The sequence below is a fragment of the Ensifer sp. WSM1721 genome (genome assembly GCF_000513895.2).
Classification (GTDB): domain Bacteria; phylum Pseudomonadota; class Alphaproteobacteria; order Rhizobiales; family Rhizobiaceae; genus Sinorhizobium.
Window position 1 is genome coordinate 976,653 of sequence record NZ_CP165783.1, and the last position, 14,880, is coordinate 991,532.

15 protein-coding genes are annotated in these 14,880 nt (G+C 63.0%); 2 read left to right on the top strand and 13 right to left on the bottom strand.

From position 1 onward, the window contains the following. Window positions 1-8: 8 nt before the first annotated feature. From M728_RS22090 to M728_RS22145, 12 genes are all read right to left on the bottom strand, one after another. Window positions 9-1,523, bottom strand: coding sequence for an ABC transporter substrate-binding protein (locus tag M728_RS22090; RefSeq protein ID WP_034883722.1), 1,515 nt, complete (start codon window positions 1,521-1,523; stop codon window positions 9-11). 433 nt (window positions 1,524-1,956) lie between these two features. Then, window positions 1,957-2,451 carry a BON domain-containing protein gene (locus M728_RS22095; protein ID WP_026621104.1) on the bottom strand — a complete coding sequence of 165 codons (495 nt, stop codon included), beginning with the start codon at window positions 2,449-2,451 and terminating at the stop codon, window positions 1,957-1,959. 116 nt (window positions 2,452-2,567) lie between these two features. Then, a complete protein-coding gene (doeB, locus tag M728_RS22100; protein ID WP_026621103.1) occupies window positions 2,568-3,572 on the bottom strand; it encodes a N(2)-acetyl-L-2,4-diaminobutanoate deacetylase DoeB in 1,005 nt (334 codons plus the stop codon). A 3-nt stretch (window positions 3,573-3,575) separates the two neighbouring features. Next, entirely contained in the window at window positions 3,576-4,757 is a 1,182-nt protein-coding gene (doeA, locus tag M728_RS22105; protein WP_026621102.1) for an ectoine hydrolase DoeA, read from the bottom strand. A gap of 34 nt (window positions 4,758-4,791) precedes the next feature. After that, window positions 4,792-5,781, bottom strand: a complete 990-nt coding sequence (gene eutC / locus M728_RS22110) for an ectoine utilization protein EutC (RefSeq protein WP_026621101.1) — start codon at window positions 5,779-5,781, stop codon at window positions 4,792-4,794. Further along, window positions 5,778-6,782, bottom strand: coding sequence for a hydroxyectoine utilization dehydratase EutB (eutB, locus tag M728_RS22115; protein WP_026621100.1), 1,005 nt, complete (start codon window positions 6,780-6,782; stop codon window positions 5,778-5,780). The genes eutC and eutB overlap by 4 nt, the downstream gene beginning before the upstream one ends. Next, complete coding sequence (gene eutA, locus M728_RS22120) at window positions 6,779-7,564, bottom strand: ectoine utilization protein EutA (RefSeq protein WP_026621099.1); 786 nt, start codon at window positions 7,562-7,564, stop codon at window positions 6,779-6,781. The genes eutB and eutA overlap by 4 nt, the downstream gene beginning before the upstream one ends. Beyond that, window positions 7,564-8,226 carry an ectoine/hydroxyectoine ABC transporter permease subunit EhuD gene (gene ehuD / locus M728_RS22125; protein ID WP_026621098.1) on the bottom strand — a complete coding sequence of 221 codons (663 nt, stop codon included), beginning with the start codon at window positions 8,224-8,226 and terminating at the stop codon, window positions 7,564-7,566. Before ehuD ends, eutA begins: the two co-directional genes overlap by 1 nt. Window positions 8,227-8,228: 2 nt before the next feature. After that, entirely contained in the window at window positions 8,229-8,888 is a 660-nt protein-coding gene (gene ehuC / locus M728_RS22130; protein WP_026621097.1) for an ectoine/hydroxyectoine ABC transporter permease subunit EhuC, read from the bottom strand. Between the two features lie 87 nt (window positions 8,889-8,975). Next, window positions 8,976-9,824 carry an ectoine/hydroxyectoine ABC transporter substrate-binding protein EhuB gene (gene ehuB / locus M728_RS22135; protein ID WP_026621096.1) on the bottom strand — a complete coding sequence of 283 codons (849 nt, stop codon included), beginning with the start codon at window positions 9,822-9,824 and terminating at the stop codon, window positions 8,976-8,978. A 61-nt stretch (window positions 9,825-9,885) separates the two neighbouring features. Continuing rightward, window positions 9,886-10,671: an ectoine/hydroxyectoine ABC transporter ATP-binding protein EhuA gene (gene ehuA / locus M728_RS22140; protein ID WP_026621095.1), complete on the bottom strand. Its 786-nt coding sequence runs from the start codon at window positions 10,669-10,671 to the stop codon at window positions 9,886-9,888. 120 nt (window positions 10,672-10,791) lie between these two features. Continuing rightward, entirely contained in the window at window positions 10,792-12,213 is a 1,422-nt protein-coding gene (locus tag M728_RS22145) for a PLP-dependent aminotransferase family protein (RefSeq protein ID WP_026621094.1), read from the bottom strand. Between the two features lie 67 nt (window positions 12,214-12,280). On the opposite strand from M728_RS22145, the gene M728_RS22150 reads away from it, so the two are divergent. After that, window positions 12,281-12,763 (top strand): Lrp/AsnC family transcriptional regulator, encoded by a 483-nt coding sequence (locus tag M728_RS22150; RefSeq protein ID WP_026621093.1) that lies wholly within the window; start codon window positions 12,281-12,283, stop codon window positions 12,761-12,763. 116 nt (window positions 12,764-12,879) lie between these two features. On the opposite strand, the gene M728_RS22155 is transcribed toward M728_RS22150, so the two are convergent. Continuing rightward, complete coding sequence (locus M728_RS22155) at window positions 12,880-13,101, bottom strand: hypothetical protein (protein ID WP_026621092.1); 222 nt, start codon at window positions 13,099-13,101, stop codon at window positions 12,880-12,882. 267 nt (window positions 13,102-13,368) lie between these two features. Between M728_RS22155 and M728_RS22160 the strand changes: the two genes are divergently transcribed. Then, the gene (locus M728_RS22160; RefSeq protein ID WP_026621091.1) at window positions 13,369-14,865 is read left to right on the top strand and encodes an NAD-dependent succinate-semialdehyde dehydrogenase; all 1,497 of its coding nucleotides are present in this window, start codon (window positions 13,369-13,371) and stop codon (window positions 14,863-14,865) included. Window positions 14,866-14,880: the final 15 nt, after the last annotated feature.

Consider the following 14,880-nt stretch of genomic DNA (forward strand, 5'->3'; position numbering starts at 1 on the left):
TTTTCCTGTCACTTCGCCCAGCGGATGGCGGCGAGGCCGTAGTTCACCTCGAGCGGGTCGACCTGAACGCCCGTGATCCGCTTGCTCGAGACGATCGCCAGTTCGGACCAGGTGACGGGAATGCTCGGCAGCTCCTGCTGCAGGATCTCCACGGCCCGGCGCTGCAACGGGGCGCGCTCGGTCGGGTTGGTGGTCACGGCAAGCTTGGCAACCAGGCCTTGGATTTCCTGATTGTCCCAGCCCATCGCGCCCCAATCGCTGCCGCCAGGACCGTAGTCTTGCAGCAGCGTACCAACGGGGTCCGGCACGATCGAATAGAGGCGTGAGACGAGCCCGATCTCCAATGTGCCGTCACCATGCCGGGCCGGGATTTCGGAGCTGTTGCCGACCGAGACCTTGATCTCGATGCCGACCTCTCGCAATTGAGCCTGGAGGGCGGTTGCAATCGGCGGAAGCTCCGGCCAGCTGGAATAAGTGAGCAGAGTAACGCTGAAGCGCTTGCCGTCCTGTTCCAAGATGCCGTCACTACCGGGCGTCCATCCCGCCTCTGTCAGCAATTCCTTGGCGCGTGCGACGTCACGGCCGAGCGGTTGGAGATCCGACGCGTACCAGCCCTTGAGGGCCGGCGGGAAAATTTGCGTTGCCGCGAGTTCGGGATTGCGCAGGATGACTTTCGTGATGCCTACCCGGTCAATTGCATGGCTCAACGCCTGCCGCTCTTCGACATCGTCGAAAAAGACGGACGCAGCATTCACTTTCAAAATGCGCGTACGCGGAATGGTGGCGATTTTGACGTCGAGCCGCGGATTCTCCTTCAGCCGGTCCACTGACACCGGCAGCATTGAAAAGACCAGATCGGCCTCGCCGCTTTCTGCCATCAAGGCGCGCGTCTCTCCCTGCCCAACGGCGAGGTAGCTGACTTCAGCGATGCTTGGCTTGCCACCCCACCAGGTCCCGGAATCCTTGAGTTCCAGCTTTGCGGGCGGCGTCAGGCTCGCCACCTTGTAGGGGCCGGAACCGACAATCTGTTTCACCTTGCCCGAAGCGTCAAAGGAGGAGGGAGCCAGAATGATGGTGCTGAAGTGGACGAGATAGGCCGGCAGGGCCGAGAAGGGCTTTTCCAACCTGAGGACCACATCACGACCTTCGCTGACGATGTCGGCAATGGGTACCTGTGAGAGCACGCCGACACCGGAAAGCGCCCGTTTGAGGCTGGCTGCTGCGGCTTGCGCAGTGACGGGCGTGCCGTCATGGAAGCGGGCCTCATCGCGCAGCGTAAAGCGCCATGTCAAAGCGTCGTCGCTCACGCTCCATCGTTCTGCAAGCGCCGGAATGAGCTTGCCTTCCGGATCGGCCGTCACCAGCGTTTCGGCCACCTGCAATCGGCTGAAGACATAGCCGGTCTGGGCCGGATCGATGCCGGTTACCTCCCATGGGCCCGCAACCTTCAGAACCTGAGCATGCGCCGAATTATTCGTAACGGCGAGACCTAGTGCGAACGTGATGAACAGCGCGCGTAGCATGCGAATTCTGAGCTCCAATTGATGGTTGTTGCGGTGGCGAAGCCAAAGGGCACGGAGAGCCCTGGGCGAGATGATTACCCTCCATATGTTACGTTATTACATTCGTCAAACGAAAGTTACGTAATAACATCTCGCTGCAACGTCGATGAACTCCGCTCCGCGGGTCGACAGGAGGGGATCAAGCGGTGGTTCTGAAGCCTGGTCCGGCCCCGACGGATTGATGCATCGCGCAGTCGAAGCGATCAGAGCTATCTTTGAAGAAATGAAGCGAAACAGGCTGGCTCAGGGACGGGCGCGGTGGACCCGCTTACGATTATTGCTCCGGGGAACCCGTGAGGCGTAAAGCACGGCGGAATCCCTCGGTACGCCAAGCCGTAGAGGCTCGAGCTTCGCGACGGTTGCCATCGAGGCGAGGTCTCCTCCGATGCAAGGGTTAGACGTCTTCGTCCGGAATGCGTGCATCCACGCCAACGGCCCGCAATCTGTTGCGCACGTGCCGAACTCCCTTGAAAGACAAGACGGCCAGCTCGATTTTGCGAGCGATGTCGATCGTCTCGACGGCGCCTGCGAGAACGATCGTGCTCCCGTGAGCGCGGACATCGATGTTGTTCGTATCGACGCCTTCCATTGTCTCGAGAAACTCAGTGACACGAACCTCAAGATCGTCGTCGTCGCTCTGCCGGGCCGACTCCTGCTGCGATGAAAGCTGGCTTTCGTTGGTTGCCTCTTCCATCCCTTCGACGTCGAAGCCGGGGTTTCGCTCCCGGTCGAAGTTGGCAGCGGGTTCACCATAGGCCCGGTTCTTCGGGCTGTTCGAGGTGGAGCCGGGCTTGTCCGAATACGGCCAGCCCTCTCTGATGTTCCGCTCTTCAAAATCTCGGTAGTCTTCCTCACGCGGCAGGGAGGTGTTCTGCTTCTTCGAAGGCATCTCGATCCTCCTTGTTTATATCCCCAACTCGCAGGCAGGAGTTTTGTTCGCAGAACATCTCTGCGCGTCGGCACTATGACTTTACGTTTGGCCGTGTACCGATGTCGACGCGCGGTTTAGACGGGGACCGCCACAACCGCACAGCAGTCGCCCGGCTTGATCAGCCCGGGATAGTGGCGGGCCGTCAGAAGACCCTTCATTTTGGAACGCACCTCGACAGGTTTTACGCCGGTCCGTCCGACGGGATAAATTCGTGCCAGCACCGTACCCCGCTCCACCGCCTCGCCGAGATCCACCAGGAACTCGATGAGCCCTCCATCCTCCGCGAAGGCGAAGCAATCGCCGCTCGGCATGTCCAGCCATGTGGTGGCTTCCGTCTCGATTTCGCCCTTGATGATCCCGGCATGCCTCAACACGTTCGCCACCCCGCGTTTTGCGATCGCGGCAGTTCGAGCCGTCGCCGAGCCACCGCCTCCGAGCTCCGTCGTGACGAAGATCTTGCCCATCTCCTCGGCCGCAGTGTCGAACATTCCGACCGCATCGATCTCCAGCATCTTCATCGAATAGGGGGCGCCGAAGGCTTTGACGAATTCGAAGGCTTTCGCCTCCTGCGCCTTGTCGGGAAGGATATGCGCCGCACAGAAGGGCAGAAAGTCGAGCGTCTTGCCGCCTGAATGGAAGTCGAGCACGATGTCTGCCAGCGGCAGCAGGACGCGCTGGAAATAGTCGGCGATCTTCTGGGTCACCGTGCCGTCCGGGCGGCCCGGAAAGCTGCGGTTCAGATTGCCCTTGTCGATCGGAGAGGTCCGCGTCTCAGCCTGGAACGCCGGATAATTCATCGCCGGCACGATGATCACCCTGCCCCGGACCTCGGCAGGGTCGAGCGTCCGCGCCAGGTCGAAGAGCGCGATCGGCCCCTCATATTCGTCGCCGTGGTTGCCGCCGGTGAGGAGGGCTGTCGGGCTCTCCCCGTTCTTGACGACTGTGATCGGTATCATCACGGAGCCCCAGGCGGAATCGTCCCGGCTATAAGGCAGGCGCAGGAAACCGTGCTGGACACCCTCGGCCTCGAAATCCACCATGGCGCTGATCGGCGACGGCCGCAAATGCTGCTCGCTCATGGCTCAATCCTTGACCATCAGCTTGCGCGGCACGGAGGCGAGGCATTCGACACCGGTCTCGGTAATCAGAATGCTCTCGGTTGTCTCGAAGCCCATGTCTTCGAGCCAGAGCCCCGTCATGAAATGGAAGGTCATGCCCGGCTTCAGTTCCGTCCTGTCGCCGGGACGCAGGCTCATGGTGCGCTCGCCCCAATCCGGCGGGTAGGAAAGACCGATCGGATAGCCGGTGCGGTTGTCCTTGACGATGCCGTATTTCTTGAGCACGCCGAAGAAGGCGTTGGCGATGTTCTCACAAGTATTGCCTGGCTTGGCAACCGCGAGCCCAGCCTCCATGCCCTCGAGCGTCGCCTTCTCGGCGTCGAGGAAAGCCTGGGTAGGCTTGCCGAGGAAGACGGTGCGCGAAAGCGGCACGTGATAGCGATTATAGCAGCCGGCGATCTCGAAGAAGGTGCCCTCGCCCCGCTTCATTGGCCGGTCGTCCCAGGTGAGGTGCGGCGCGGAGGCTTCGACGCCCGAGGGCAGCAAGGGCACGATCGCCGGATAGTCGCCGCCGATGCCGTCCACGCCGCGTGTGCCCGCGTCATAGATTTCGGCGACCAGATCGCATTTGCGCATCCCGACCTCGATCTTGTCGAAGATGCGCTGATGCATCGCTTCGACGATCCGCGCGGCATTGCGCATGTACTTGACTTCCGTCTCGCTCTTGACGGCGCGCTGCCAATTGACGAGCGCCGTCGCGTCGATGAACCGCGGATTCGGAAGATGCTTCTGCAGCGAGGCGAAGGCTGCCGCCGAGAACCAGTAATTGTCCATCTCGACGCCGATCCGGAGCGAACCCCAGCCACGGTCGGCAAGGATGCCCGAGAGATAGTCCATCGGGTGACGCTCGGTCGACTGCACGTAGTGATCGGGATAGCCGATAATGTTCTCATGGCTGAGATAGGCAGTCAGCTTGGCGCCGTTGGCATCCTGGCCGCGGCCGAACCAGATCGGCTCACCCGCGGGCGGCACAATCACCGCCTGGTGCACATAGAAGGACCAGCCGTCATAGCCGGTGAGCCAGGCCATGTTGGAGGGGTCGCTCACGATCAGGAGCTCGATGCCTTTGGCTTCCATCGCCTGTCGCGTCTTCTTCAGCCGCGCTTCATATTCCCCAAGGGAGAATTTGAGGTTGGGTTGGGTCATGTTTCTTCCCTCGTTTTTTCCGGCCGCGCCGGCTTCAACTCTCGAAAGTGGTTCCGGCCTTTGCGGCGGCTGCCCGCGCGAAGGCGAGCGTGGCAATGGCGGTGTCTTGGATGCCGGTGCCCGTCAGGTCGGCAATGCTGATCTCGTCCGCGCGCGTCCGCCCAGCCTTCAGCCCGGCGATCACCTGGCCGAGCTCCGCAAACTCGGCATCCGGCGCGACGAGGCCGGCGGCAATCGCGTGATGCAACTCGCCGAGACGGCGAGTCTGCTTGAGGCTGTCGGCGACGTAAGTGCCCCGGGCAATCACCTGCGGGTCGACCTCGTTCTTGTGTTCGGCATCCGACCCCATGGCGGTGACGTGCTGGCCCGGCTGCAGCCAATCGGCCTCAAGGATCGGCTTCTCGGACGGCGTGGTGGTGACGATGATATCGGCGCCCGCCACGGCCGCCTTCGGATCAGATGCCGCTTTGACCGGGAAACCGAGCGTTTCGGCAAGCTTACCTGCTGTCGCTTCGGCCTTTGCCGCATCGCGCGCCCAGAGCCGTGCCTCGCGAATCGGGCGGACGAGCGTGAGAGCTTCGAGCTGGAGCCTCGCCTGCATGCCGGCGCCGAAGACGGCGGCGACAGAAGCGTCTTTCCGCGACAGATGCTTGGCCGCGACCGCACCGGCCGCCGCCGTGCGCACGTCGGTTAGATAGCCGTTGTCGAGCAGCAGCGCCTGCACCAGTCCGGTCCGGCTCGACAGAAGCACCATCATGCCGTTCGTGCTCGGCAGGCCGATCTTCGGATTGTCGAAAAAGCCTGGGCTGATCTTGATCGCGAAGCCGTCGAGCCCCGGCACATAGGCGGTCTTCACGTCCACCTCGCCGCGATGCTCGGAGATATCCAGCCTCAGGATCGGCGGCATGGCCACCGCCTTGGTGGCGAGCGCACGGAAGGCATCCTCGACGCAGGCGACCGCCTCACGATCGAGCGGCACGATCCGGCGCAGCTCCGCCTCGGTCAGAATCGTCATCCGTGTCATGCCGCCTCCTCGGGAAACGGGTCCGTTTCGCCATTCATCACACGCAGATGCAGGTCCATGTCGATATTGCGGCCAGAGAGAATGACCGCGATCGGGCCCTCGATGTCCTTGATCTTGCCGGCGAGAAGCGCAGCAATGCCGACGGCGCCCGCTCCCTCCACGACCTCACGCTCTTCAGCGTAGGCGTGGCGCATGCCGGCGGCGATTTCCGCCTCCGTCAGGAGGATGATGTCGTCGAGGAGCTCCCGGCACATGCGGAAGGTCACGCGATTGTCGAGCCCGATGCCGCCGCCGAGCGAATCCGCAAGGCTCGGCTGTTCCTCGACGAGCACCGGCTGTCCGGCGGCAAGACTCGCCTTCATCGCCGCGCCGCGCTCCATCGTCAGCCCGATTACCCGCGTGGCCGGCCTGCGCGCCTTGACGGCTGCCGCCACTCCAGCCGCGAGCCCGCCGCCTGAAACCGGCACAAGCACCATGGCGACGTCCGGCATCTGCGCGACGATCTCAACTCCGAGCGTCCCCTGCCCCGCGACGATCGCCGGATGGTCGAAGGGCGGCACCATCACGAGGCCTCTTGACGCAACAAGCCGTTCGACCTCGTCCTGCGCTTCGTCCTGGGACCTGCCGATAATCCGCACATGGGCGCCAAGGCGCCTGATCTCGGAGACCTTGTTCACCGGCACGAGCTGCGACATGCAGATCGTCGCGACCGAGCCTTCCGCCTTTGCCGCATGGGCAAGTGCCCTGCCATGATTGCCGGTCGAGGCCGCGATCACACCGAGCGCCCGCTCGCCGGCCGAGAGCGAAAGCACCGCATTGGTCGCACCACGCAGCTTGAAACTGCCGGTCGTCTGATGGTGCTCGAGTTTGAGGCCGACCGGCACGCCGCAAAGCTCGGTGAGCGACGCCGACACAACGAGCGGTGTCGTCAGCACGCGGCCGGAGATGCGCCGTGCCGCCACCTCGATGTCGTCTATAGTCACCGGAAGAGAAGCATTCATGGCCAATCCCTCTCGAGCGGCAGCGCCATCAGTTGTCCGAGTTCCGGCCGCGCCGACTTGTCGCCGCAGAGGCGCAGGCAAGCCCAGGCTGTAGCGTAATTGCTGCTGACCACGGGCTTGCCGATCGCCGCTTCGATTTCCGCGATCACGCCGGCCGCCCGCACGGCCGTGCAGGAGATGAAGAGCGCGTCCGAATCCGGCGCCGCCGCTTCCTTTGCGAACGCCACGATTTCCTCAGGCGCAATCCGCGCCATCTTCCGATCGTCGGTGAGCCCGAGACAGGTAAACCTATCGATGGTGAAGCCGAGCTCGGCGAAATAGTCCGCCATGGGCCGACTGGTCTCGATCGTATAGGGGGTGAGCACCGAAATGCGCCTCGCGTCCAACCTTCTCAAGCCTTCGGCCGCGGCTGCCGTCGGGGTCACAACGGCGGCCTCGGGTTTCGCCGCCTTGATCGCTGCCGCCACCTCCTTGTCGCCGATTACGACGGAGGCCGAGGTACAGGAGTACATCACGACATCGAGAGCTTCGTCCGGCAGGATCAAGCCCGCCGCCGCGGTCAGCGAAGGCTGCATCGCCTGGAGATTCTCCGGCGTCACCGGATTGGCATAGGGGATGCGCGCGACATAGACACCGATCGAGGCGGACGCCACCATGCGCTGGAAGTCCACCTCGGTCGTATGGTCGGTTGCAAGGATGACGAGCCCGATACGCTTTTTCATCGGCCGGTCGTCGAGGCGCGGTGTGCGCTCCGCGAGCGAAAGGGCGACAGGTTGTTCCATCAGCGTTCGTCCACCCGTGCGTAGCGCTCTTCCAGCCAGCGCAGGAAGAAGACCGAAATGAGGCTCATGATCAGGAAGAACACGCCGACCAGCGTCATCGGCTCGATGTAGCGATAGTTGCTGTTGGCGATGCTCTTTGCCTGATTCATGAGTTCGAGCACCGTGATTGCCGAAAGCAGCGGCGTCTCCTTGAACATCGCGATCAGGTAATTGGCGAGCGCCGGGATCATCGGCGGGATTGCCTGCGGCAGGACGACGTGGATCCAGGTCTGCCGTGCCGTGAGGTTCGTGGCCTTGGCCGCCTCCCACTGGCCGCGCGGAACGTTCTCGATGCCCGCGCGGTAGACTTCGGCGGCATAGGTGCCGTAGTGGATGCCGAGGCCGATGACACCGGCGAGCAGCGCCGGCAGACGGATGCCGATGTCCGGCAGAACGTAGAAGATGAAATAGAGCTGCACCAGCAAGGGCGTGCCGCGGATGAACTCCACCGCAAAGCTCGTGGCACGCGCGATCGGCGCCGGCGCTGTCATTCGCAGGATGGCAAAGACGAGGCCTATCGCCGCGGCAACGGCGGCGCCGAGGATGGTCGCGAGGATGGTGATCTGCAGCCCCTCGATGAGGGTCGGCATGATCTGACGGACGAATTCCCAATCCCATTCCATGGTCAAGCCCTCACGCCATCGAGGCCACGGCTGACGCGCCGCTCCAGCCAGCGCATGCCGAGCGAGATGAGCCAGGCCATGATGAAATAGAGCACCAGGATGGTGGCGAACGGGATCAGCGTGTTGCCCGTCTGCGCCCTGACCACCTGGGCCTGGAACGTCATGTCGGTGAGCGAGATCAGGGAGACGACGGCGGTTCCTTTGAGGAGCTCGATCGCATTGTTGCCGAAGGTCGGCAGCATCAGCGGCAGCGCCTGCGGCAGGATGATGTGGCGCATCGCCTGATAGCGCGAAAGATTGAGCGCGATGCAGGCTTCGCGCTGCTCGCGGCCGATCGCCTTCACGGCACCACGCACCACTTCAGCGCCATAGGCGCCGACATTGAGCCCCAGCGCGAGCACGCCGGCCTGTAGCGGCGTCAGGGTGATCCCGGCAAAAGGCAGGACGAAATAGGCCCAGAAGAGCTGGACGAAGATCGAGGTGCCACGGAAGAACTCGATATAGGTCGTGGCAAGCGCTCGCACCGCCATGAAGCGGCTGACGCGCCCGAGCCCCGCCGCAAAAGCGACGACGACAGCGAGCGCCGAGCCCATCAGGGTGAGTTGGACCGTTACCCACGCGCCGTCAAGGATCAATCCGATATAGCCGGACCAGTCGATCATCGTTTCGTTGTTCCGTTCAGAATTTTCCATGCCGCCTCCCGCCCGCATTGATGGCGAGTGGAAGGCGGCGGGAGCCCCAGCCCGGGCTTACTTCGCGGCGCAGAGCTTCTCGCGGGTGGTCGACATGGCGGCCTTGGCCGAGAAGCCATAAGGTTCGATGATCTTGGCGAACTCGCCGGATTCCTTCATCTTCGCGAGCTCGACGTCGAAGGCATCGCGCAAGGCCTCGTCCCCTTTCCGGAAGGCGGCGCCATCGCAATAGACCGGCGCCCCTTCGACGGGAGCCACCACTTCGATATTCGGATCATTCGCCTTCGAGACGAGATCATGGATGGAGAGCACCGGCAGCGAATAGACGTCGATGCGGCCGTCCTGCAGCATCTTCAGCCCGCTCTGGCCGTCCGGCACGACGATGACGCGATCGCGCGGCACGCCGGCCTCGAGCGCCAGCTTTTCCTCGGTACCGCCGCCGGGCGCGCCGATCTTCGCATCCGGATTGTCGGCAATGTCCTTGTAGCTCTTCAACTTGAGCGGATTGCCCTTCTTCAGCGCGAAAGCCTCGGCATCACAGAGGATCGGCTGGGAATAGGCGACCGCGGCGCAACGCTCTGGCTTCATGAAGAGCCCGGCGGTAATCGCATCATGGCGCCCGGCCTGCAGGCCCGGGATCATCGCGCCATATTCGGAGATGGAAGCGACGATTTCCGGCACGCCGAGCCGCTTGAAGATTTCCCGGGCGACATCCGGCGCTGCACCGGAGACCTTGCCGTCGGCGCCGACTGCGGTAAAGGGCGGCTCGTTGGCAATCGCCACGCGGGCGAAGCCCTGCTCGCGCAGTTCCTCGAGCTTGTTTTCATCCGCAGCAACGGGGCCAGTCGCAGCAATTGCCATTAGTGCCGTGGCAGCACCGGCCGCCATTAAAGCTTTCAGTCTCATCGTTCCCAACTCCTCTGTTGTTCTCTGCTGTTGTTGTTTGAGGCAATGTCGGCCGTAAGGCTTAGACGCGGTGCCCTGCCGCTATGATCTTGCGCAGGAAGGTCTGCGTGCGTTCCTGTTTCGGATGCCGGAAGATGTCCTCGGGCTTGCCCTCTTCGACGATTTTGCCGCGGTCGAAGAAGAGCACCCGATCGGCGAAATCGTGGGCAAAACCCATCTCGTGGGTGACGAGGAGCATCGTCATGTCGGTCTCTGCCGCAAGTTTGCGCATGACGTTGAGCACCTCCTCGACGAGCTCCGGATCGAGCGCCGAGGTCACCTCGTCGAAAAGCATGATCTTCGGCGAGAGTGCCAGCGCCCGGGCGATCGCGACGCGCTGCTTTTGGCCGCCGGAAAGCTGTGCCGGCATGCTGTTGGCCTTGTCGGCCAGGCCAACCATGTCGAGGAGCTCCATCGCCCGCTTTTCGGCCGCGGCCCGTGCCATGCCCTTGGTCAGGATCGGCGCCAGCGTTACATTGTCGAGCACGCATTTGTGCGGAAACAGGTTGAAGTGCTGGAAGACCATGCCGATCTTCTCGCGCATCTTATGGAGATGGCGCTCGTCGGCCGGGACGAGCTGGCCGTTCTTCTTCACGTGATAGAGCTGCTCGCCGTCGATCTGAATAAAGCCGTCGCTGATCGTCTCCAGCGTCATCAGGATGCGCAGGATCGTCGTCTTGCCGGAACCGGACGGTCCGATGAGGGCGAGCTTCTCGCCCGGCATCACCTCCATCGACAATCCGTCGAGCACGGTCAGCGGACCGTATCTCTTGACGATGTTGTCGATGCGGATGATCGGCTCGGGCATTCGCGTCTCTCCTCATGAGACCCCTAATGTCCTAACGATGATCCGGTTCCGAAATCATGTCAATCTGAATAATAATATCATGACAATTATTGTGCGCCGCCGAAAAGCTGAGCATTTGAATTAGATCACGAGCAGCAATGCTTCCGGATCGCCGAGCGCCAGCGACGCGACGATGCCGAGCCCGGTCTTGAGTTCCTGTTCGGTGGTGGAGCCGAGGGATATCCGAACGGCCGGACGCCAGCCGCTATCGGCGGTGCGGAAGGAAGCGCCTGGCGCGATCGCGACGCCACGCAGGCGCGCCTGGGAAACAAAGGCGTCCTCCGAGTGCCTCTCGGGCAGTGGCAGCCAGACGTGCAGGCTCTGCGGGTGCGTGCGGTGGGGAAGTCTGCCGAACGTCTCCGTGGCGATTGCGTGGCGCGCGGCGAGAGCCCGGCGCTGCCAATCGACGAGTTCCACCGCCGTGCCGTCGCTCACCCAATGCGTTGCGATCTCCGCGATCGACGGCGTCGCCATCCAGTTCGAGACGAGGTGTCGATTGGCGACCGCCGCGACATAACGGTCTGGTGCCGCGAGATAGCCGATCCTGAGGCCCGGCACGGTGATCTTGGTGAAGCTCGTCACATAGAGCGTGCGCTCCGGCGCAAGCGCCGCAACTGGCGGCAGGCGCTCCTCGACCAGAGGCCCCAGAATGTCGTTCTCGATTATGGCGATGTCATGCCGGCGCGCCACTTCAGCGAGCGCGGTCCGCCGCTCGGCGCTCATCAAGGTGGCGGTTGGGTTGATGACAGAGGGCTGCAGGAATATTGCGCGTATGACGCCCTTGCGGCAGGCGTCGTCCAACGCCTCCGGAACCATCCCGTCATCATCGATTGCGATGCCCTGGAGATGAATGCCGAGATAGGTCGACAGCGGCACCAGCGTATGATGGCTGATCGCCTCCGTCGCAACCGTCGAACCGGGCGGCGCGACGCTCATCAGCGCGACGGTCATAGCCGAGGTTGCGCCGTTGGTGAGGCTGATATTGAGCGGCGAAACGGTAAGCCCGCAGCGCGAAAGCCATTCGGCCGCGATATTGCGATGGCGCGGGAACACCATGTTCGGCCGGAAGGAGAGCGCCGAACTCGCCGGCAGGTTCTCGGCAAGCCAGGCGAAGGCCTGCCGCATCTTCTCGAGATGGATCTGCTCGCATACCGGCTTGAGGATGGAGAGATCGATCAGCTCGCCAAGCCGCTCCGGCAGATAGGGCGGCTCGGGCTCGCGCGGCTGCGTCTGGACGAAGCTGCCGCGCCCGACCTCGCCCGAGATCAGCCCGCGCCGGATCAGTTCGTCATAGGCGCGGCTCACCGTCTGCACCGAGAGCTTCAAATCGTCGGCAAGCTTGCGATGCGTCGGCAGTCGCGCGCCATTCTGAAGCTTGCCCTCCTGAATGGCGCGAGCGAACTGATCGGCCAGCGAGAGATAGGCCGGGCGGCGCAGGAGTGTTGTGTCGGGCATCCAATTTGTCATGATTTTAACAGTGATCAAAATCATCTCAATTGACAATGCAAAAGTGACCACCCAATGTCTTTTCCCGGACTTTGACGCGAGGAGGATGACGAAAGGATCCCGCATGAAGCTCGACGCGATCGATCTGCGCATCCTGGAGGCGATCCAGGCCGACGGGCGCATCACCAAGCTGGCGCTCGCGGAAAAGGCGGGTCTGTCGCCGACGCCTTGCTGGATGCGGCTCCGGAAGCTGGAAAAGGCCGGCATCGTCACCGGCTATCACGCGCGCGTGGCGCTACGCCGGGTGGCGCCGGTCGCAAGCGTGATGATGGAGGTGACGCTCGGCAACCACCGCCAGGCGGATTTCGACCGCTTCGAGCGCGCCATCGCCGCAATTCCCGAAGTCGTCGCTTGCTGGTCCGTCGGCGGCGGCGTCGACTATATCCTCAAGGTCGTGACCGCCGACATCGATGCCTATCAGCGGCTGGTTGACGAGCTACTCGGGCGGGAGCTCGGCATCGACCGGTACTTCACTTACATCGTCACCAAGACGGTCAAGGAGGAAACCGTGCTGCCGCTCGGCTCGCTGTTGCCGCCGATGAATTAGATACGGCAGCGCGAAGCGGAGCGGCCCGCCGAGAGGGAGGAAATTGGCAAGCGCAATGATGGCAGTGTTATACAGCCGGCTGCAGGGGGCGCTCTCCCTGACAGATGGGAGGTCTGTTAGACTTCCTGGCCGACCATCGACAGAACTTCATGCCGCTTCAATTCGTCGATCGCCTCGAGCGCTTCGTCAGCGGACCAGCCGGCGGATACCGCTGCCTGCACCAGCTTGGTTTCTACCTCCTGCTCAAGTTCCATATACAAAGGCTCTAAAGCCTCCTGCGCAGTCAGGACGTGTTCACCAGCTGTCACGACAGGGCGATGTTGCAATGACCCGGTCATAACACAAACCTTCCTCCTTCGCGCGGACGTGTTTCAATCAACGTGCGAGTTAAGCTTCTGTTCCGCACGCGCCCATGGATATTTAGGCAGGACACGGAGTGGGTGGAAGACTGCACGCGCTTTCCCTCCCCGTTGCAGGACCGGCTCCAGACAATCTCTCTCGCGGATGACCCTCGTTTGGTCAAAGTCTCTCACGCAGAGCGGCTGAATGGACAATCTCTCGCGGTGACGGTGTCACTCTCTTCGCATTGGACGAGGATTACGACCATGACCGCTATCTTTGCACGCACCACCTTTCACGACGCCTTGAAACACCTCAACGATCGGCAACTGCTGCGGGAGCTCGCCTATGTCGGCGGCCGCTGGATTGCCGGACGCGACGGGAAGTGCTTGGAAGTGAGCGATCCCGCAAGCGGTGCCGCCCTCGCTTTCGTCGCTTCGCTTGATGCGACCCAGACTTCCGAAGCGATCGATGCGGCGGCAAAGGCATTCAACTCCTGGCGCAACATGCTGCCGCAGGCGCGCGCCGGCGTGCTGCGCAAGTGGCACGAGCTGATGCTCGCCGCCCGCGAGGATCTGTCTCTCTTGATGACCCTTGAACAGGGCAAGCCGCTTACCGAATCGCGTGGTGAGATCGACTACGCCGCTTCCTTCATCGAGTGGTATGCCGAGGAAGGCAAGCGCCTCAACGCCGAAAACGTGACCAGCCATCTTGCCGACGCCGAGATGATCGTGCGGCGGGAGGCTCTCGGCGTGGTCGGCATCGTCACGCCGTGGAACTTTCCCTCGGCCATGATCACCCGCAAGGCGGCCGCCGCACTTGCGGCGGGCTGCACCGTGGTTGCGCATCCCTCCTCCGAAACGCCGCTTTCCGCTCTGGCACTTGCCGAGCTCGGAGAGCGCGCGGGTCTGCCCGCCGGCGTCTTCAACGTCGTGACCGGCAAGGCCGCAACGGTCGTCGGGCGCATGTGCGAGGACGCACGAGTTCGCGCCATGAGCTTCACGGGGTCCACCGAAATCGGCAGGCTGATCGCAGGCCAGTGCGCTCCAACGATGAAGCGGCTGGTGATGGAGCTCGGCGGGCACGCGCCGCTGATCGTCTTTGCCGACGCCAATGTCGAGAAGGCGGCCGATATTGCGATTGCCGCGAAGTTCGCGACCTCCGGACAGGATTGCCTTGCCGCCAACCGCGTCTATGTCGAGCGGCCGATCCTGAAGGCCTTTGAGGAGGCTTTTGCCACCCGGATTGCTCGCCTGAAGGTCGGCGCCGGGCTCGAAGCTGGCACGGATATCGGTCCGCTGATGCACGAGCGGGCCGTCGCCAAGGTCGAGGAGCAGGTTGCGGACGCGCTGAAGCTGGGCGCCAAACTTGCGGTCGGGGGCAAGCGCCACCCGGCCGGACCGCTGTTCTTCGAGCCCACCCTTCTGACCAACGTGCCCGACGAGGCGCTGATCATGCGAGAAGAAACCTTCGGCCCGGTCGCCGCGGTCACCGCCTTCGACAACGAGGAAGAGGTGATCGCGCGAGCGAACGATACCGAATATGGGCTCGTGGCCTATGTCGTCACTGAAAACGGCGCTCGCCAGATGCGGCTCGCACGGGCGCTGGAATACGGGATGGTGGCGATCAATCGGGTGAAGATCACCGGCGGGCCGATCCCTTTCGGCGGCTGGAAGCAGTCCGGCCTTGGCCGCGAAGGTTCGCGCCACGGCATGGAGGCCTTCACCGAGCTCAAATATCTCTGCATCGACACCGCCGCCTGATAAGAACTTCACGAA

Coding starts and splice junctions, on each gene's coding strand:
- M728_RS22090 (WP_034883722.1), bottom strand. CDS start 1,523: ATGCTACGCGCGCTGTTCATCACGTTCGCACTAGGTCTCGCCGTTACG.
- M728_RS22095 (WP_026621104.1), bottom strand. CDS start 2,451: ATGCCTTCGAAGAAGCAGAACACCTCCCTGCCGCGTGAGGAAGACTAC.
- doeB (WP_026621103.1), bottom strand. CDS start 3,572: ATGAGCGAGCAGCATTTGCGGCCGTCGCCGATCAGCGCCATGGTGGAT.
- doeA (WP_026621102.1), bottom strand. CDS start 4,757: ATGACCCAACCCAACCTCAAATTCTCCCTTGGGGAATATGAAGCGCGG.
- eutC (WP_026621101.1), bottom strand. CDS start 5,781: ATGACACGGATGACGATTCTGACCGAGGCGGAGCTGCGCCGGATCGTG.
- eutB (WP_026621100.1), bottom strand. CDS start 6,782: ATGAATGCTTCTCTTCCGGTGACTATAGACGACATCGAGGTGGCGGCA.
- eutA (WP_026621099.1), bottom strand. CDS start 7,564: ATGGAACAACCTGTCGCCCTTTCGCTCGCGGAGCGCACACCGCGCCTC.
- ehuD (WP_026621098.1), bottom strand. CDS start 8,226: ATGGAATGGGATTGGGAATTCGTCCGTCAGATCATGCCGACCCTCATC.
- ehuC (WP_026621097.1), bottom strand. CDS start 8,888: ATGATCGACTGGTCCGGCTATATCGGATTGATCCTTGACGGCGCGTGG.
- ehuB (WP_026621096.1), bottom strand. CDS start 9,824: ATGAGACTGAAAGCTTTAATGGCGGCCGGTGCTGCCACGGCACTAATG.
- ehuA (WP_026621095.1), bottom strand. CDS start 10,671: ATGCCCGAGCCGATCATCCGCATCGACAACATCGTCAAGAGATACGGT.
- M728_RS22150 (WP_026621093.1), top strand. CDS start 12,281: ATGAAGCTCGACGCGATCGATCTGCGCATCCTGGAGGCGATCCAGGCC.
- M728_RS22155 (WP_026621092.1), bottom strand. CDS start 13,101: ATGACCGGGTCATTGCAACATCGCCCTGTCGTGACAGCTGGTGAACAC.
- M728_RS22160 (WP_026621091.1), top strand. CDS start 13,369: ATGACCGCTATCTTTGCACGCACCACCTTTCACGACGCCTTGAAACAC.